The sequence below is a fragment of the Caballeronia sp. 11_S32 genome, from assembly GCF_056930355.1.
Genome location: NZ_JBXOWH010000003.1, coordinates 2,798,338 through 2,813,648, shown reverse-complemented (window position 1 = coordinate 2,813,648; position 15,311 = coordinate 2,798,338). Strand labels below are relative to the sequence as shown.

The 15,311-nt window shown below is 58.4% G+C and carries 10 protein-coding genes and 5 pseudogenes; 9 read left to right on the top strand and 6 right to left on the bottom strand.

Annotated features, from left to right (window positions below):
- Nucleotides 1-96: 96 nt before the first annotated feature.
- Complete coding sequence (locus tag AC1Z32_RS24845) at nt 97-789, top strand: DUF2142 domain-containing protein (protein ID WP_483481405.1); 693 nt, start codon at nt 97-99, stop codon at nt 787-789.
- Nucleotides 790-1,144: 355 nt separating this feature from the next.
- On the top strand, nt 1,145-2,545 hold the full coding sequence (locus AC1Z32_RS24840) for a hypothetical protein (RefSeq protein WP_483481404.1): 1,401 nt from the start codon (nt 1,145-1,147) through the stop codon (nt 2,543-2,545).
- Between the two features lie 614 nt (nt 2,546-3,159).
- On the opposite strand, the gene AC1Z32_RS24835 is transcribed toward AC1Z32_RS24840, so the two are convergent.
- The 6 genes from AC1Z32_RS24835 to AC1Z32_RS24810 are packed head-to-tail and all read right to left on the bottom strand — an operon-like array spanning nt 3,160 to nt 8,300.
- The gene (locus AC1Z32_RS24835) at nt 3,160-3,975 is read right to left on the bottom strand and encodes a glycosyltransferase family 2 protein (RefSeq protein WP_483481403.1); all 816 of its coding nucleotides are present in this window, start codon (nt 3,973-3,975) and stop codon (nt 3,160-3,162) included.
- Nucleotides 3,976-3,984: 9 nt separating this feature from the next.
- Nucleotides 3,985-4,341 carry a DMT family transporter gene (locus AC1Z32_RS24830; RefSeq protein ID WP_250440100.1) on the bottom strand — a complete coding sequence of 119 codons (357 nt, stop codon included), beginning with the start codon at nt 4,339-4,341 and terminating at the stop codon, nt 3,985-3,987.
- On the bottom strand, nt 4,338-5,177 hold the full coding sequence (locus tag AC1Z32_RS24825; RefSeq protein WP_483481402.1) for a sugar phosphate isomerase/epimerase family protein: 840 nt from the start codon (nt 5,175-5,177) through the stop codon (nt 4,338-4,340). Before AC1Z32_RS24825 ends, AC1Z32_RS24830 begins: the two co-directional genes overlap by 4 nt.
- Nucleotides 5,174-5,968, bottom strand: coding sequence for an NAD-dependent epimerase/dehydratase family protein (locus AC1Z32_RS24820; RefSeq protein ID WP_483481401.1), 795 nt, complete (start codon nt 5,966-5,968; stop codon nt 5,174-5,176). Before AC1Z32_RS24820 ends, AC1Z32_RS24825 begins: the two co-directional genes overlap by 4 nt.
- Complete coding sequence (locus tag AC1Z32_RS24815; protein WP_483481400.1) at nt 5,965-7,128, bottom strand: NAD(P)/FAD-dependent oxidoreductase; 1,164 nt, start codon at nt 7,126-7,128, stop codon at nt 5,965-5,967. Before AC1Z32_RS24815 ends, AC1Z32_RS24820 begins: the two co-directional genes overlap by 4 nt.
- Complete coding sequence (locus AC1Z32_RS24810) at nt 7,128-8,300, bottom strand: glycosyltransferase family 2 protein (RefSeq protein WP_483481399.1); 1,173 nt, start codon at nt 8,298-8,300, stop codon at nt 7,128-7,130. Before AC1Z32_RS24810 ends, AC1Z32_RS24815 begins: the two co-directional genes overlap by 1 nt.
- Nucleotides 8,301-9,331: 1,031 nt before the next feature.
- On the opposite strand from AC1Z32_RS24810, the pseudogene AC1Z32_RS24805 reads away from it, so the two are divergent.
- From AC1Z32_RS24805 to AC1Z32_RS24775, 7 genes and pseudogenes are all read left to right on the top strand, one after another.
- Nucleotides 9,332-9,650 (top strand): annotated as a pseudogene (locus AC1Z32_RS24805) (glutamine--fructose-6-phosphate transaminase (isomerizing)); the annotation flags it as partial.
- 275 nt (nt 9,651-9,925) lie between these two features.
- Nucleotides 9,926-10,102 (top strand): annotated as a pseudogene (locus AC1Z32_RS24800) (IS3 family transposase); the annotation flags it as partial.
- 5 nt (nt 10,103-10,107) lie between these two features.
- Nucleotides 10,108-10,750, top strand: a pseudogene (locus AC1Z32_RS24795) (transposase family protein); the annotation flags it as partial.
- 315 nt (nt 10,751-11,065) lie between these two features.
- A pseudogene (locus AC1Z32_RS24790) lies at nt 11,066-11,404 on the top strand (SIS domain-containing protein); the annotation flags it as partial.
- A gap of 187 nt (nt 11,405-11,591) precedes the next feature.
- A pseudogene (locus AC1Z32_RS24785) lies at nt 11,592-11,851 on the top strand (type II toxin-antitoxin system Phd/YefM family antitoxin).
- Nucleotides 11,848-12,291 (top strand): type II toxin-antitoxin system VapC family toxin, encoded by a 444-nt coding sequence (locus tag AC1Z32_RS24780; protein ID WP_483481398.1) that lies wholly within the window; start codon nt 11,848-11,850, stop codon nt 12,289-12,291. Before AC1Z32_RS24785 ends, AC1Z32_RS24780 begins: the two are co-directional and overlap by 4 nt.
- A gap of 865 nt (nt 12,292-13,156) precedes the next feature.
- Entirely contained in the window at nt 13,157-14,449 is a 1,293-nt protein-coding gene (locus AC1Z32_RS24775; protein ID WP_483481397.1) for an integrase domain-containing protein, read from the top strand.
- The last annotated feature ends 862 nt before the right edge of the window (nt 14,450-15,311 follow it).

Here is a 15,311-nt window from a genome sequence, read left to right as displayed (position 1 = left end):
AATTTATGCATGAGAACCGGCCGGTTCGAACGCGTGCGCTCGTCATCGGCGCTGCCTTGGCGACGCTTTGCATCACCGCGCGTCCGCCCTACGTAGGTGCTGCTGGCGTTCATGCCAGGGCTTTGCTTCGACCCTGCCGGAAGCGACTATGGACTACTGCGTCGTTTCGTCTCGGTCATTGCCACGGCACTGATTTCGTTCGGCTTCGTCGAGATTTTCAATCATGTCGCGTGGACGCCGGTGGCGTCGCCTCGTTCCATCTCGGGTCAGATTCACTTCTTGCTGTCACATCCTTTGGATATTCCGCGTATCGCCTGGGCGACGCTGCAAGCGTGGGGCACCTTTTATTGGATTAGTTTCGTCGGCGTGCTTGGATGGTTGGATACGAATATGCATCTTGCATACTACCGAATTGCGATTCCTGCCTTGCTGCTGGCGGTGGTCATACCAGCGTTGGATGTGAGACAAGCGGAGCGGTACGCACTGCAAAACCGCTGCATCCTGGTGCTCGTCTGTCTTTCGTGTCTCGGCATGATCTTCGGGTCGCTTTACATGTTTTGGACGCCGGTAGGCACAGGTATCGTCGAAGGTGTTCAAGGCCGTTATTTTCTCGGACTCGCACCATTGGTCGCGCTCGGACTTCCAATGATCGCGGCGCATATGCCGGACGATCGCACGAGCAGCGGACGGGTCGTGCTCGCCGCGCTCGGAACGTCCGTAGCCTTGAGCTTTCCTATTTATAGTTATCTGGAAGTGTTGAGAGCTATCCTAAATCGCTTCTACATTTGAGTCGCCGAGACGTTTCATACGTAGCAGTACGACGAGCGGGCGAGATGCGGCGGGAAGCGTCGCGCGACTCTCGATCCCGATAGCTTTCGGTACCGTTCGGGACAGCGCATGCTGCTCATTTGACACGGTAACAAACAAACTGTACGCTTTCCTCCCGCGTTTTCACGCTCTTGGAAAATTTCGAGAACGACGAAATTCGGCATGGACTGTCGGTCGTGAAAGGACCAAGGTGAGCGGATTATTCATCGCAGGTCATGTTGATCGCGCGCCTGTCGGAATCCTCAAGATACTCCGGAACTCGCGCCGTCACGGGACTACGCAAGTCTGCTTCTCAACTCTTCCAAATAAAGCCTCCATGAAGCGCTCCGCCATCATCGAATATCGCACGATGCCGTGCTTCCTTGCAGCGCTACTGGCCGTCCTGGCGATTGCATTGCATGCTCCCGGACAACTCAGCTACGACTCAGTCTTGCAGCTCTACGAGGCATCGATCGGCCGATCGGTAAGTTGGCAGCCTCCCTTCATGTCTGCCCTACTGGCTTGGCTGGGCGGCGGCACGGTTGCCTCATCAGTGTTCGTGGCGCTCAATGCATGCGCCACATACGGCGCGTTCATCATTGCCATCCGCAGCGTGCCAGCGATCTCGGCAGCGCGAGCGCTATTCTGCTCAATTGTTCTGATCAATCCAGTGGTCTTTGCGTACGTCGGCATCGTATGGAAGGATGTTCTCTTCGGCTCGTGGGCCGTGCTGACCTTCGCGATTTGCATCGCGGCTCAGCGCATGCAGTCGTCGTCCGCTCGATTCGGACTCGTCGCGCTCGCCGCAATCACACTGGGTATTGGCGCGTTAATCCGTCAGCAGGGCGTATTCATGGCGCCGATTCTCATGCTCGCACCGTTTGCGATCGTCTGGTCGACATGGCGAGGAAGGCGCCGGATACAACTGCTTGTCGTCAGTGGTGCGCTGTTCGTCTTTGCCTGGGCTGTGACCGGCCATCTGGTCAACCGAACGATCGCCGGGAACGACGGACGCGCCATGTCTGCCGCTCCGGAGATCGTGCAGACATTCGATATTGCTGGCATGGTCGTACGCATGTCGACGCCCGACGCGATGGCTACCTTTCCGGGCCTCACGGCCGACGACGACAAGCGGATCCGCGAACGCTACGTACCCGACCGGGGCGACTTTCTGTATATCCCCACGCTCAAGTCTGATTTGCTGCATGCTGCAGGCAGCGATTCACTGACGTCGGTATGGTTGGGCGGTATCAGGGCGCATCCCCTGGCTTACGTGCGGCATCGGGTGAGCAGCCTCATGTCATTGCTGGATATGCACGATATCAATAAATGTCTTCCCATCCACGTTGGAGTCGAGGGCGAGGCCGAATATGTCAAGCAGCTCAATCTGCGCACGGGAACTTCCGAACGCGCTCAGTTACTTTACTCAAAGTTACACAAGTTGTTTGCGTTTCCAGTTTGGCAGAACTGGTTTTACGTGGCGATCATGGCAATTGTCACGGTCATTCTGGTGCTCGAAAGGAATTGGGTAGCGAGTCCAAGCCGATTGGTGACCTCGGTCTATCTCGTCGCGATGTGGGTCTTTCTCGCCTCGTTTCTTCCGACGGCCATCGCGTGTGATTTCCGATATTTGTATCCGATCATCCCGGCGGTTATGGCCATCCTCTTTACGCTTTTTTCTCGCAGCGGCGATCCAGACGGTAGTACGCCACCGCCTTCGGAGGCTACGCGAGTCTGACCGTGGTTTTCACGATATCGCGCCGGAGGCTTCCGCGTAATTGTGCGCTGAGATCGCGCTTGCGTCGCGTGTTACCTCCGCCCTGTTCGAACGAGCCGTTGCACAAATACGCGCCGACGTTTCCGCCGATTTCTTCAAGCCGCTGCTCGCTCGTTGGTGAGTTTCGGATCCGCGCATGCAGGCGTTGCCGGACGCGCGCCGTGGCGTCCTTCTCACCCACCAACGCTATTATGCGAAGCGTAAGTCAACATAGCGCACGAGGGCAATTGCCAGCTGTGTATTGATACGGCGCGGTCGGAGACCCTGTGCATAGCGGGAAGCCTTTAATAGGAAGGCATCGAGGTCTCACCAGTTTCCGGCGCAGTTGGGCCGGACGTAAGCGGGAAGGTCCATGAGCGAAAGCCATCATCGACGCCGGTAAACTGATCCCTCCTGAAGCGGCCTGAAAGACTGCACAAATCTGCAATCTTGACCACATGACTTCGGAATGAGAAGCACTGCATCCTTGAACAAGGACGCAAGCCTCCAGTAGACGCGGGACAGGATTAGAATCGCGACGGCGGGCACGTCTTGGCCGACGATCAGCAAGTGGGCTTAAGGCAGCTTCGTTTCAGCTAACCGTCATAGGCTCCGAGGCAAGCTTTGAACAGTACCTTCAACACAGAAAAATTCCCCCTTACGGCGCTGATCTTCGTTGGAACCTCGCCCTTCGGATAGCGACGCGCCGTAGGCAATTCGATGCATCGATAGCCTAGCTTGGGCGCCCGGTACGATAGATAAACAAGCAGTTCATAGGTACCGAAGACGTCACGGAAAATGTTGAGTTCCGGATCGGCGAGCATTCGGCGGCTATAGGCACGGAACCCCTGCGTGGTATCTGTCCAGGAAAATCCTGAAAAGAGGCTTAGCATGGGTGCGTGGAGAAGACGAATAGCTAGATCGCGTGACAAGGGTGTATTTTCCGCGACGCCGCCAGGCAAAAAGCGTGACGCCTGCACGAAGTCGTAACCTAGATCTAGTGTCTCGATAAAACGCGGGATCGGTTCCGGGTCGTCCTTGTCGTTTCCATCGATGGTCACGATGTGCTCGTAGCCCTGGTCCAGCACAAAGGCATAGGCGCAACGCAACTGTGCACTCAGCTTTCCCGGCGCAGTCTTCAGCAACAAACCGCGCACGCCAACCTTGCGGAGAAACTCCTCCGCAAGCGATCCGTCGTTGCTTCCTCCGTCGACGATGATGACGTCCGCGATCGAAGGAATGCCCAGCGCGCTTATGCGCGTGAGCAGACTTCGGATCCGGTCTCCCTCATTGATGACTGGGATTACGACGGACGCCTTATGCTCACGGCCCAGCCAAAAAAGGGCTTTGAAGGTGGGCACCTGCCAGGCGGAACGATGGTCGCTTGGCGACGAATTGGATGCTGAGTTCATGGATTGTCTTCAGGCTACGCGGATTGTCAACAGAACCACGCCTGTCACGATGAAAAAGATGCCGGCTCCGGTCGTCCAATGAAAAGGCTCCCGAAAAATGAGCACGGAACTGAGTGCCACGGTCGCAATCGCGCCCGACGTGAGCACCGGGTGAGCGACGTTGAGCGGCAGTCTCGACAACGCTGCCGCATATAGCAGGAAGGCCGCTCCGTACAATGCGAGTCCCAGCCAGAACGGCCAGTTCGTCAGCGCGGCGAGCGGGTCCGCGGGCGATGGGAATTTGCGCGGCGGCAGCATTGCAAGCTTCACGAGCACGCTTGCTGCCGCGTTCGAACCTATGCCCAGCGCGAGAATGATCCACTTCATCGTACCGACGCTCCACCCCGTGCGTCTCCGTAGTGCGCGACCGCGACTTGCACAGCACGCTCAATCGATACCGGATGCGGCTCGTCTTTCGTCGCCACCATTTCTACCGTTACAACGTGCCCAGGCAAGAACGCCCTCACCGCTCGACCTGTCGCCGCGTGGTCACAGTTGCCGGAGCCGAGCGGAATCAGATCCGGCTCGCTTGCGTGCACATGGCCGATGGCGTCGGCATATGCGCGAACCACCTCCGACGGATCTTCGCCGTTGATTGCGATTGCGCCCGAATCGAGCTGCATTTTGATCGCCGGGTGAGCAATCTGTTCGACGACTTGCCACGTATCGGCACTCGTCGTCATGAAGTTTGCTCCGTAGCGGGGCGGGTTCGGCTCGAGGCACACGACGACCTCGCGCTCCGCAGCGATGTCGCCGAGGCGACGAAAGAAGCGCACGGCAATTTCCAGCGCCTGCTGATCGTCGAGGCCGCTGCGGTCGCGGTTTTTCGGCGAGCCGAATACCATTCGCCTCGCGCCGGTTCCGTGGCCGATGCGGCAAACTGCGTCGAGATGAGCCAACAACGCTTGCTGACTGTCGGCATCACCGAAAACGTTCAGCCCGGTCGTGCCGAAAAGTAAAGACTGCATTCCGGTCATTTCAATTCCGCGTTCACTCCACCAGCCTTTCACGCGTTCGATGTCGTCAGTGGTGGCGGAAGCGGGGCGCGGGAAATACTTGCCAGGGGCGAAGTCGATCGCGTCGACGCCATAGCGGGCGAGCACGGCGGCGACCGTCTCGTCCTCGGACACGTCCCACGCGATATTTGAAACTGCGATTCTCATGATCCGCTTCCTTCGGCTGCCTTGACTGTGGCGGGCTCCGATTGTGCGTACGCGCGAACCGCCTGAACGGTTTCGCGCGCGCTGTACTGATAGTCGCCGGAGCCCCCGAAGAGTGCGGCGTGGCGCGTGCGCATGTTGTACCGAGCCGGCGGTTTGCCGAGGTCTTGCGCGAACGGCTTGCCAAAGCCGAGTGCGGAGATGTCGGCGACGCTGATCGGCTCCGCGGTCAGATGGATCAGGCTGAGTCCGGCATTGCGAGCGGTTGCGACGTCGTACGCGAGATTGATCATCGGATAGAACTGAAACACGCCACGGCTGTCGATGGCCGCGACGTTGTTGTCGTTAAGAAAATCGAAAATGACGTTCTTGCGTAGTCCAGGACCAACGAGTCCGGGTAGCCGCACAATCAAATGATCGGGAAAATGCGACTGCACGAACTTCTCCAGCCGCCTGCGATTCAGCCCATAGGCATGCAACCCGGTTTCGTCGACGGGCGTGGTTTCATCCACGTCGAGCGGGCTCTTGAAAACATCGACCGTGCTGATGAGCGTGAAGTGCCTGCATTGGACGCGGCTCAGGTGATCGATGAGCGCGTCGATGTTGCGCAGATCGGCTTCTGGCTCGCGGTTGGCGATCCATTTCTGCGCGGGCGCTCCGGCGCAGATTACCGTGTCGAAGGACTGATCGTCGATTTCGCCGATGTTAGTCGACCTGAATGTCGACTCGAACTTGGCCTGCCTGAGCAGTGTGTTTCCGACGAAGCCGGTATATCCGATAAGTGCGTTGATCATCTCGATTGATTCGAATGAGTGAGATCGGCGAAGGCGATGAGCGGTTCGGACTCCAATTTCTCCAGCACGTCGTAGATATTGTCGATCTTGCCGCCAAGCACGGAGAAGCATCCTGGCAGATCGACGTGCCTTTCGAAGAAGATCGGCCGTCCGTCGTCGGTGTCATTCTTGGTGAGCACCGTCTTGATCTCGAACAAAGACTCGACGTACCTCGCGCCGAAAACCGCAGGCATGTAGCGTCCGACATCGCGGATCATGCGGTCGACGCGCGTTTCGCGATGATAGGCCGCCAGGCGCGCGTAAGGATCGATGCCCCGTTCGTCGCTCCAGTAAAGGTGAGGCGTATAGCGCACGTGAGACAGCGTGTGAAGCCCTCGCGAGGGAAACGGCATCATCGAGAAGAATGGACCATCCATGACTGTGATGCCAACCTTTTCCAGCTCCGGCGGCGCCTTCACCAGTGCCATTTCCGTTATTTCCTGCTTGAGTTGTGTCCGTGTGCCGGGAAAGTCGCCGCCAAACTGATTGAGCCCGCTATACGTGCAGTTGAAGACGTAGCGGGCGGTCAGCAAGGCGAGAGCGTGTCCCGATGAACGAGTGGTTACCCGCAACGCGTTATCGGCCGATCTCGTAATTTCTTCGGCTCGCGTGTTCAGACGGACTTCGATTGACTCCTTCGACAGTTCCTGCGCGGCCCACGCCGCGAGCTTGGTGGAATCGAACGCATACTCGCGCACGACGAATACTTCTTCGATCAGGCGCGGCTCGAACAACGCCCGGTGCGAAGCTTCTGCCGGTTCCAATTGCGCGCTGGTTTCGCGACAGAACCGCTCGAATTGCCTCGCGGTGACCTTCGAGTTGCGCCGCGCGATCGCGTACAGCTTCACGAAATCGGTAACCACGGCGTCAGGCCAATCGCGCACGAAACGAGGCAGATTGATACGGCTGCGATAAGCGGTTGTGAAACTACGCGGATAGTGATAGCCGTTGTGCACGCGCGCCTGATTGTTGTACGACGCGCGCTGTAGCAGGGCCGCTTCGCGTTCGAGCAGGCAAACTCGTTTGAAACCACGTTGACGCACGAGATATCGCGCGATGACCACGCCGTAGAAACCGCCGCCGATCACGACGGCGTCATACGCCTTTACGCTCGTCGGCATCAGCGAATCCGCTCCGACCGAGTATCGGTCTGAATTTCTTCAATGTTGAGTTTCTCGCGGCGGGTCATACGCGCGCTGGTGAACTCTTGCCCGACGTGGTAGAGCGGCCCCTCGTTGGAAAGGCTCGCCATGTGCAAGATGTATTCGGCGAGCACTAGCAAGACGAGCGAAATGAGAAAGAACATGCCCGATTGTTGCAGCGACATGCTCACCCATCCCGGCGCGACGTTCGGCTTGAAAAGACCGATCATGACGACGTACACGGAATAAATGAGATTGGCGCCCGCTCCGAACATGCAGAGCGAAGTGACGAGACGCATCGGCGCGCGCGTCGTTGATACCAGCAGGCGTACACCACGGTCAATGCTTTCGCTTAGACGCTTGGCGCGCGCCTCCTTCGGCGGCGAACTGTAACGCAGCTTGAAGCGGGAAAACCCACCCGTGAGCGGCAAATGTCGATAGGTAATCGTAGGCTGCGCATGCTGCAGGATGAAATTCACCACCCGCTTGCTGACCAGCCGGTACTGCGGCACCTCGTTGCTGAATCTCACGCCGCTGCAATAATGATAAAGCATGTCGAAGGCGCGGTGCGCTATGCGATACGGCATACTCTCCGCGGCGCGCGCCTGATTATCAGCCAATACGATATCGATGCCGCCGGTTGCCTTCTCCAGCATCGGTTCCACGAAACCGATGTCGTCAAGCAGCGGATCAAGGACAACGACAAAATCGCCGAGAGCATTTTCGAGCCCAACCCAGAATGCGGTGTCCGCGTCGACTTCCTTGGTGAGCGCATAGACCTGAAGATTCGGTTGCCCGGATTCGGAGGTCATGCATCGCAAAATCGACACGCTGTCGTCCTCGGACGCATTGTCGATGATGATCAGTTCGTAATCGCTAACAAGGCCGCCGACCGCCGTCGCGACTTCGGTCACCAGCGATTCGACGCGAGCGCTTTGATTACGAACGAGCAAGACGACCGAGAGGAACAGGGGAAAGGGCGTCATTTGGATCCTTGACTCATGCCCGAAGGCAGCCTGATACTGGAAACCCCTCATTGTAAAGGACTGTCGCAGGTCATCCGTGACAATCCGGCAAACCGCTTCGCTGGTCTCCGACGCAATTTTCTCGATGCTCATCAATTTTTGCAACGTCCGATGCAGGATGGTCATTTATGTGCCGCTGAGGACGGCCGGTAGGCAACACCTTTTCAGGAGCTGTCCGAAGGCTCGATCTTTTCATGCGCGACTTTTTGCCGCGCGCTTCCCAAGCCGTTCGCGGGCCGTCTCGTGCGCTATAAAATGCGCTACGTCATCGGCAAGTCGAGTATCCTGAAGGAGCTCGACGTGAGCGGCTGCTTAATACTGACTAGAACCGACGTGCTTAAATTGCTCGGCGGCTTCCGTCCGGGGGACTGTGGCCGGAGCATGCGCACCCGCAGAGTGCCGTCGGTACGCATGCGCCAACGGCTTCGTTGGCCGCGCGGTTAGCCGCCGCCTTGCTCGATCGCGGCACTGCGACGACGGGCCTCGTGCGCGGTGACGCGCTCGATGCCGCCGCGCAGAAGCAATCCGCATCGCGACCCGAAGCACTGCTAGAACCGTATCGCCCGATCAATCTCGACGGCAGGTTCGCCATCGACGTCGCCGACCGCCGCGCCCGCGTCACGCGCTTCGTGCGGGTTAGGAGCATTAAGGTGCTCGGCCCGACGGCAATCGGATGTCAAAGAAGCTTTTGGGAAATGCGGACTCAAAGGATAAAGGGCCATATGCGGAAGTGTCGGTGCACTAGCGCGACGTAACATCGTCCCGATGCTGGTCGGGGGATTGCGCCACCTCGAGATCGCAGCTCGACTCGTGCGGCGTGGCCGTTCTGAGCCACGGCGACCTGCGTCGCGTGCGTGTCCGATCTCGACGCGCAAGTGCGCGATTCGGGCCTCATTGGGCATCGCGCACACGTTGGGCGACGCACAGCACGCCCGTCACCGGCAACGCGTGCTCGATCCTGTCGCGCGACGTGGTGGCGCCCGTGATGCTGAAGGCCAAGGGCTACGAGGTCCTCTCGCGGACCGATACCGAAGTCAGCGCGCATCAGATTCACAGCATGTATCGCTGCGATCTGTTTCAAGACCGTGCGCGATGCCGTTAAGCATCTGCACGGCCCGTACGCGATCGCCGTGATGTACTAGGATCAGCCGCATACGGCATCGACTAAGGCGTTCACAACGCAGCTCGTCGGCCTGTTCGGGCTCGCAGTGACGCTCGCCAAGCTGCGCGGTCACCCGAATGCGAAGCAGGAAGCCGCGTTGTCACGCCACCGCGTCACGTGCCGGCGGCGTTGAACAGCGTGCTCACGCTCGAGCCGCAGATCATCGCTTGGTCGGAGGGGCCCGCGCGAAAGGAGCGTGTGCTGTTCCTCGCCCGCTGCCTGCACTATCCGCAGGCGCGCTGAAGCTGAAGGAAATTTCGTACACCTGGGCCGAGGCGTATCCGGCGGGCGAGCTGAAGCATGGGCCGCTCGCTTGCGCCGGCCTGTTTCCAAGGAATTCGGAGTTGCGACCCTGAGGGACCCTATTGGTCGAGGGTGATTTCGGGATCATCGCCGCCCGGTACGCTCCGTCAGCCCGCACGGCCCGCTGACTCTTCGAGATAAACCCATTCGACGGAACTTCGCGCTGGTGGCCTACCTCTATGAGCGCTTCCAGGGTGAGGCCGGCTGAAAAAAGTGGATGCCAACGTTTCGTAAAATAGAGGAACGGAGGCATGGATGAATCGAATCCCGAAAGCGGTCTACACGTCGGCGGTTCGCCACTCGGCAGCAGGCGCAGCAAGAGATCTCGGAATATATCGAGGTCTTTTATAACCGGCAGCGGATACAAGCGCGGCTTGACTATCTGTCTCCCGCCGCCTTCACGCAGCGTTTCTACTTGACAAGATCGCTGCTTAACCCGTTGGCGTCCACGGGTTCCGACTGACCTCAGGCCGAGTCATGCGTGACGTCGAGCGTCAGCTCGATTCAGTCGACGACACGGGGCACAGCGCGCTGCACGAGTTGATCGGGCGCACCAAGCGAATCTTGTCGCAAAGGCAGAAGGACAAGAACAAGCTGTACGCGCTGCATGCGCCGGAAGTCGAGTGTTTGGCGAAGGTGCAAGGCTCGCACGCCGTACGAGTTCGGTGTCAAAGTGTCGATCACGACGACCCACAAAGAGGGGCTCGTGGTAGGTGCCCGCTCGATGCCGGACAACCCATACGACGGTCACACGCTGCCTGAGGCGTTCGAGCAAACGGCGATCTTGAGCGATGTGAAGCCGGAAGTCGCCATCGTCGATCGCGGCGACAAGAGAGTTGCCATGGAAGGTGTGAAGATCTACCAGCCGGGATTGCGGCGCGGTATCACGCGCGGGCTGCGTGCGATGATCCGACGGCGAAGCGCGATCGAGCCTGCCATCGGTCACATGAAGGCGGACGGCAAACTCGATCGGAACTGGCTCAAAGGCGCACTCGGTGATGCGATTCACGCCGTCCTGTGCGGCGCCGGCCACAATCTGCGCATGATCATCAGGAGGCTGCGGCTTTTTTGCGCCCTTATTCTGTTCGCTTTGCTCAACCGCTCAACCGCTCAACCGCTCAACCGCTCAACCGCTCAACCGCTCAACCGCTCAACCGCTCAACCGCTCAACCACTGTCGTCTTTACGGCATGAGGCCTAGCGCCGCGCAAAACGCATTATTCTGCCCGGACTCTTTATGGCCCGTTCACGGGCGCAGGCGACGATGAACGTGGTGCCCGCGATGACGAATTGCCGAAACGGCGACGGGCCAAAGCGATTCAATTGTTCTCTGCTCTGGCTTTTTCTCGTCGCGGTGCCGGTGATCCTCCGGGCGATAGCTGTTCGTTGCAGAAGCTCCTCATCACACGAATCTTTGGCACATGAACGTCGACAACGTCCTGATTCTTGCATACGGCACGAGCTTTACTTAGGCGTGACGACGAAGCACTGGCTCGAATCGATCGCGAAGATCCGACGCCGCTCGAGTCGCGAGCGAATATCGCTATCGTGAGTCGGTGCCGAATCCGGAGGCGCTGGTCTTCACGATCTCCCAATCAGGCGAAGCCGCGGACAGGCTCGCGGCGTGGAAGCACCCGCTAGCGGTGTGCAACGTCGCGACGAGCGCGATGGATGGTGCGCCATACCAAACGCGTTCCTCAGCATATGCGCTACTTGTAGGCGCGCGTCGTACCTTTTCCTGCTGCGCGCAGCGGGCGACAACCACCGTGTCGTGAGTTCCGGTGGTCAGCTTCGGCCTTCTGCCGCGTCCGCGAACGGAGAATTGTCGCGCGAGGACTGTCGGCTCGTCCAAAACGATGGTCGCCCGCCTCTGGTCGGGAATGCAATACCGTTGCAATTTCGCTATCGCTCACATAAACTAAGCCCATTAAACTAAGTCTAATTCGGCGACAAATGCGCACGTTCAACATGCACGAAGCAAAGACCAACCTCTCCAAGCTCATCGAGGAGACGGTGAACGGCGGACAGCCGTTCGCTATCGCGAAAGCGGGCAAGCCGTTGGTCAAGGTTGTCAGGATAGACACAGAAGCGGAGAAACCGCGCGGGCTATTGGATTCATGAAGGGGCAACTGAAGGTGCCTACTGATTTCGATACGATGGGTGCGGACGAGATTGCGGATATGTTCGAGGGGTTCGAGGGAAAGACGAAGTGAAGCTTCTTCTCGACACGCATCTGCTTATTTGGGCTACGGGCGATGATCCTGCGCTGTCCGAGCAAGCGCGTAGCCTGAAAGAGGATCCCGGCAACACGCTTTACTTCAGTGTCCAGAGTAACTGGGAGATCGTCATCAAGCGCTCGCTCCGACGTCCCGATTTTCAACTCGATGCCCGCATTTTCCGAACGAACCTTCTTGACGCCGGATACAAGGAGCTTTCGATCGAGGCTCATCACGCCCTCGAGATGCTGCAGCTTCCGCCGATTCACAGCGATCCGTTTGACCGGATGCTAGTCGCTCAGGCGATATCGGAAGGAATCGTGCCTTTACGCACGATGACATCGTGCGACAGTACGATTCTGCCCCGGTGCAGTACGTCTAATCGCTTCGACCAACGCAAGCAGGATCGTCAAGACCATCACCCGATCAGGTGTTAGCCGGCGTTGACAGGAATGTCCCCGTAACGCTTGAGCGCCGCTAGAAGCGCACCAATCGGCATGGGCGCGAACTCGGCCCACACGATGAGACCGGTGAGCATGAGACCGACGATCGTTAAGATGAAGAGCCCAACATTTCGACTCGTATTGCGCCGCTGAGCTGCGTTGTATGGGCATTGAAGGACAAATGTCGAAAGGCGCATTGAAATCGCGAGCTTTTCGTCAAACCTCGCGCTCCGAAGGGCCTAGTATCCTAATCACCTATCGCGTCAACGACGCATCGACCCGAGTGCAGCACACTCCATTCGTACCAAGCTTCGCGCTCGATGAGCGCAATCTTCCTGAACGGCAGCGGCGCTGCCCATTGAGCTGGCCGTGTCATGTCGGAAACTGAGTTCAACAAGAACCGCATGAGCGCTAGCCCTTTCGGCCAAATGCAAAACCTCATGAACTGAGAGCAACGTCGCACGGACAGTGCGAACGTCAATCCTTCCGTTTCGTCTCCGGCAATGACGCCAAGCCTGACTCACGCGGTCCCAAATCGAGGCGACCGTGATGAACAAGCTCTTGAGACGGGAAATCACTTGCACCCTCGGTGCGGATTTCTTCATCTCCTTCTGTCGGCCCGCGCAGCCGAAAACAAAATGCGCAACAAGAATTGCTTGGCTCGACAGGCTTGTGCCTGCGGTCAAGTAGCCGTGCTGCGGATTCGTCCGTCGCAAGGATCATCGGGCCGCAGTGCTTCCCTGCGCCGGGTGAATCGAAAATCTGATCTCTAAGATCCCGGAAAGCAAAACGTGCAGTATTCCAACCACCCCGGGACGTTCTTCTGATAGGTGAGAACGTCGCCTTTCATGCGACAACTGTGAAAATCCAACTCAACTTTTCGACACTGTTGGACAACGCCGGGCTGCCACAGCGGCTCACGAAAGAACTCACCGAACTCTTTCAACACCACCTATCCAAAGCACACAGCAAGACCCGCGTGACCTCGAACGCGATTTCCATCAAGACCCAGACGTACCGCGTGCGACATCTCATCGCCGGCTTTCGCGAACTACGAAAGGGCGGATTCGCGCTTCAGTCGCCGTGGAACCTCTCGGAGAAGCATATCGCTTATCTGGTTAAGCTTTGGGTCACCGAGAAGGAACAAGCGCCAGGCACGGTTGAGAACAAGCTCACCTACTGGCGCACGCTTGCAGCGTGGATGAAAAAGCATCAACTCGTGGGGACCGTCGATGACTACATCAAGCGCCCCGACGGATATCGCCGTTACTATGTGGCGCAGGAAGATAAATCGTGGGAAGCGGCCAACGTCGACGTCAACGACGTGATCTCGCGGCTTTGCGAACGCGACCGCTGGGTCGCAATCCAGGTCGAATTGCAGGCGACCTTTGGGCTGCGCGCGCAGGAAAGCATGCTGCTACGTCCCCTGCAGTGTCTGCGCGTCTCAGGCCACCTCCATGTTATTGACGGCACCAAGGGCGGCAGGCCCCGACTTGTGCCAATCGATGCGGAATGGCAGTACGAAGTCCTCATCCGGGCAGCTAGGCTCGCCAACCCACGCACCGGGTCAATGATTCCCGAGCCGTGGTCGCTTAAAAAATGGTATCGCCATTTCTATCATGTTCTGCAAAAGGAGGGGATCAGCCGCGCCGGATTAGGCGTCACCGTACATGGGCTGCGCCACGCGTACCTTCAAAGGATGTACGAGAAAATCACCGGCGTGCCGGCGCCCATCAAGAAGGCTGACTACCGGCCCGACCCGGAACTCCATCAAAGGGCCATGCAACAGTTAGTCGAAGCCGCAGGACATAGTCTTGCAGGGAAGGCGACGGCGTATATCTCGACGTTTGCCACGGCAGAGCGCCTATCGCGACCGGCGATCACGCCCGAACAGGTGATCGCCGCCCTCACTGCTGCGAACGGCGTGAAATCTGAAGCCGCGAAGAACTTAAAGATATCGAGGCAAGCGCTTTATCGCATCCTTGCAAGGTGCGGACCATCGCAAGACGCTTCGCCGGGGGATTCCGCTGCCGCAAATCCGCGACCAATCGGAGCGTTTCATGACGACCCGTCTATGAACGAACCTGCTAACGTGTCCTGTGACAATCCGGTGCCTGGGCAGTTGTCGCTGCTTGACGATCGGCCGAGCTAACATGAATCTAGCGACAATGATCTCGGCCGCATGATTACTGAGAAGAGCGTCGACCGAGGTTGGTCGGCGCCTGGCCGTATGCACGGTCATCGTCTGTAGGCGATCCCGTCCTCATGCGAGCGCTCACGCGGGCGAGACGCTCATTCCGTCCGCAGAAGTCCAAGTGATCACGAAGGACTGCACCGCTCTCACAAAGCCCGCCAAGGCACACTTCTTTCTCTCGATCTGCTCTGCCCTGCGTAAGTCAGCGCGTAGAACGATCCTGTAACCTAATGACGGTGCCGTTTCCTTGTTGGTTTCGTTCCAGCCTGTCTGCAATATTGTCGCGCCCGCTCTCAGAGGGGAGAACCGTCGCGCGGAGATTGCTTGTCGGAATCGGCTACACTGAACAACGAATATTGCATGTGGGCTGAACTGCAGCGACTCCGTGCTGCGCCTCGCGCGTCGTCTTGACGACTATCTACTGGACGGACGCAACGGTTTCGATGTTGTGCATGCGAATCGTGGATACCCTTGTCCTGCTCATCTCGGCGACCAACGCTATCCGGATAGCGCTCATATCGCAGAATGACTGCGTTTTTCTGCTAGCTTTTCCTTATACGTCTTTCATAAGCCTTTCGCCAAGAGGCCCTGCACGGCCTGGTTGCCATCGGGACAACCTCCACCCCGTGCTGCAACTTGCTTCCTCGCTGAGCCGGTACCTCGCACTGAGTGTCAAACGCATGGCCCTCGCGTCTAACGAGAATAACCTTGCTAATTCCTCGGTTCCTGAGCCGAGCCGGCGGACAGCGCGGCTCGAGCTTCGCTCTTGAAAGTGCGTTTTACGCCGTTTGCCGTTAAGACAGCGTCGGCTCTTTTCAGA

Excerpts from the sequence above, each read along its gene's own strand:
- AC1Z32_RS24840 (WP_483481404.1), top strand. The coding sequence starts at position 1,145 with ATGAAGCGCTCCGCCATCATCGAATATCGCACGATGCCGTGCTTCCTT.
- AC1Z32_RS24835 (WP_483481403.1), bottom strand. The coding sequence starts at position 3,975 with ATGAACTCAGCATCCAATTCGTCGCCAAGCGACCATCGTTCCGCCTGG.
- AC1Z32_RS24830 (WP_250440100.1), bottom strand. The coding sequence starts at position 4,341 with ATGAAGTGGATCATTCTCGCGCTGGGCATAGGTTCGAACGCGGCAGCA.
- AC1Z32_RS24825 (WP_483481402.1), bottom strand. The coding sequence starts at position 5,177 with ATGAGAATCGCAGTTTCAAATATCGCGTGGGACGTGTCCGAGGACGAG.
- AC1Z32_RS24820 (WP_483481401.1), bottom strand. The coding sequence starts at position 5,968 with ATGATCAACGCACTTATCGGATATACCGGCTTCGTCGGAAACACACTG.
- AC1Z32_RS24815 (WP_483481400.1), bottom strand. The coding sequence starts at position 7,128 with ATGCCGACGAGCGTAAAGGCGTATGACGCCGTCGTGATCGGCGGCGGT.
- AC1Z32_RS24810 (WP_483481399.1), bottom strand. The coding sequence starts at position 8,300 with ATGACCATCCTGCATCGGACGTTGCAAAAATTGATGAGCATCGAGAAA.